Origin of the sequence: Aquabacterium sp. (assembly GCF_004297345.1) — a bacterium.
Lineage (GTDB): Bacteria > Pseudomonadota > Gammaproteobacteria > Burkholderiales > Burkholderiaceae_C > Aquabacterium.
Map to the genome: position 1 here is coordinate 1 of NZ_SCTN01000111.1, position 2,626 is coordinate 2,626.

Genomic DNA, 2,626 nt, shown 5'->3' on the forward strand with positions numbered 1-2,626 from the left:
CGCGTGATCTTGCGCGTCACGAAGGTCTCGCCACGCACCGGGCTTTCGTGGTTGAACAGCACGCCGTTGCAGGCATACATGCCGTAGGCCTCACGGTAGTTCACCGTGATCCAGTACGCATACATCTTGGCCACCGCATAGGGGCTGCGCGGGTAGAACGGTGTCGTTTCCTTCTGCGGAATCTCCTGCACCAGGCCGTACAACTCTGACGTCGAGGCCTGATAGAACTTCGTCTTCTTCTCCAGACCAAGGATACGGATCGCCTCCAGCAAGCGCAGCGCACCGATGCCATCGGCATTGGCCGTGTACTCAGGCTCCTCGAAACTCACACCCACATGGCTTTGCGCCGCCAGGTTGTAGATCTCGTCTGGCTGCACCTTCTGAACAATGCGCACCAGGCTGGTCGAATCCGTCAGATCACCGTAGTGCAGGATGAAGTTGCGGTTATCAACGTGCGGATCCTGGTACAGGTGATCGATCCGGTCCGTGTTGAACAGGCTCGAGCGACGCTTGATCCCATGGACCTCGTAGCCCTTCTTCAGCAAAAATTCGGCCAGATACGAACCGTCCTGACCGGTCACTCCCGTGATCAACGCAACTTTCTTGGACAAGACCGACACCTTCATCAAGAGCCAAAGAAACGAGCACGTGCAGACTGAGGCACAGCCTGCTCAAGATCCCTCAAAAAGCGATCTTGCAACGCAAAGTCCACCTCCAGGCCACGCGGATCTTCTGCGCTACGCAGGTTCGAAACGCGAACCAACATGCCATCAACAATCAAGCCCTGCAGGCCATACTTCAATTGATGCAACTTACGGTGCCACCCTGGGACGGAAGCCGATTCATCCAGCGTCACCCAATAAGAGATGGGCTGCCTGTACGTGCTCGCACGCGAGTCCAGTCGCACCGCACTGGTACGGTGACGATCCAATTGGACATCCGTGACCCCCAGCCTTGTGACAACCCAACCCTGCGCGGTGTAGCAAAACTCGGGGCGATGGGCCGCCGTGGACTCCGTATTCTGATTTCGACCGTAAGCGATGGATAACATGACCCGCTCACCGCTCTTGCTCACATAGGTCCGGTTCAGCGTCTGGGTATAGAGTGAATCCAGCGTCTGCTGAACTGTGGGATCCACAACCATGCTGGCCGCACCAGGATCCAGCACCCACTCGCCAAACTGCTTGGGCACAAGGGTCTCCAGTGCCATGGGCGGCTTGTCATCGGCCACCATGTGTGTCGGCGTCAACTGACGCGCGAGAAGAGCGGCGACCACCATCAACAGGGCCGCAAACCAGATCAAGCGCGGAACGCGCCAAGAATGAGGTGTCGACATGCGCTCAACGGCCATGGCGTGCCCCCTTGCTTTCGTCGAATTGCGCCGCCAACAGACGATCCACACCGTAGATCAGCACCATGGCAACAGAGAAGAGCAGCACACCTGCAAACTCATGAACAAAGCTCTGACCTACCTCGTCACCCAAGTAATAGGTCACCAACACCAGCGTGATCACCCGCGTCACGTTGGCAATGAATGAAATCGGCACGATGAACACGGCCAGGATGCCGTTACGCCACGCCGACTTGTAGTTCATGATGTTCATGTACAGCAGCCCCAGGGACTCCAGAGTGAACAGGGAGTTAAGCCCGGAACAAGCGTCAGCCACGAGCAACTGATATGGGCCGATCGTCAACGTCACGCCCGTGCGACCGATCGGATAGCCAGCCCAATACAAAAGATTTTCGGCCACATACGACACGGCCTGCTTGAGCGGCAGGGTGATCATCTGCACCAAGGTGCCAGGCAATGGCACCATGAACAGCAGGAAGAAGAAGCTGAACCAGGTCAATCGAAGCCCTCGCCGCCCAACCAGCAAAAGCATGCAGGCCATGAGCATCAGGATGAACGACATGGCGTCCAACTCCAACACACCCTGCGATCGCCCGACCACGTACAACACGCTGGCCAAAACAAGGCACAGCACACCAGGCCCTACGGCAGGTTCAGGCGTCAAGGCGAACAGGGCTTGTCGTTTGCCCCACAGCAGCCACAAGCTGGCAGCCAGGATCAATGGTCCGTGACCTTGCTCATCTGTGGACCACACCATGGCAGCCAGACGCTGAAACGTCGGCACGTACATGGCAAACAGGCCCAGCAACAGGACACACATGGCCCCGAGCGGATACTTGGCAGGAGCAGTATCGACCCCAGGCAGGCTACTTGGAACGGACATAGGAATGGCTAACAAAGACTCGATATGTGGGCAACCGCAAACCACAAGCGGCCTAGATTGTTACCTACCACCCCATGAAAGTTCCCCCCAATTACCCTTGACGTGCAAACAAAGGGAACCCATGTAAGTAGCCGTCTCCAACGAGACGCCTAATTACTCATGGTAGTCGTAAGCCTGGAAGCCAGCGGACTTCACCAGGCTGTCGCGCTTGGCCGCCGTGTAGTCGCTCAGCACCATCTCCTTGACCAGCTCGGCCAGCGAGATCTTGGGCGTCCAGCCCAGCTTCTCCTTGGCCTTGGTCGGATCGCCCAGCAGCGTCTCCACTTCGGTCGGGCGGTAGTAGCGCGGGTCCACCTTCACGATCACGTCGCCCACCTTGCACTTGGCCAGCA

At 57.7% G+C, this 2,626-nt stretch carries 4 protein-coding genes; all 4 read right to left on the minus strand.

Annotation, left to right across the window (positions count from 1 at the left end):
- Positions 1-611: GDP-mannose 4,6-dehydratase (locus EPO09_RS03340; protein ID WP_290640125.1), on the minus strand; the 611-nt coding region annotated here is incomplete at its 3' end.
- A gap of 14 nt (positions 612-625) precedes the next feature.
- A complete protein-coding gene (epsI, locus tag EPO09_RS03345) occupies positions 626-1,351 on the minus strand; it encodes an exosortase-associated protein EpsI, B-type (protein ID WP_290640127.1) in 726 nt (241 codons plus the stop codon).
- The gene (xrtB, locus tag EPO09_RS03350) at positions 1,341-2,234 is read right to left on the minus strand and encodes an exosortase B (protein WP_290640129.1); all 894 of its coding nucleotides are present in this window, start codon (positions 2,232-2,234) and stop codon (positions 1,341-1,343) included. The genes epsI and xrtB overlap by 11 nt, the downstream gene beginning before the upstream one ends.
- A 153-nt stretch (positions 2,235-2,387) precedes the next feature.
- Positions 2,388-2,626, minus strand: a 239-nt coding sequence (locus EPO09_RS03355) for a GDP-mannose 4,6-dehydratase (protein WP_290640131.1), incomplete at its 5' end; no start/stop codon positions are given.

What these genes read in the sequence shown, in the direction of transcription:
- epsI (WP_290640127.1), bottom strand. Translation starts at nt 1,351, where the DNA reads ATGGCCGTTGAGCGCATGTCGACACCTCATTCTTGGCGCGTTCCGCGC.
- xrtB (WP_290640129.1), bottom strand. Translation starts at nt 2,234, where the DNA reads ATGTCCGTTCCAAGTAGCCTGCCTGGGGTCGATACTGCTCCTGCCAAG.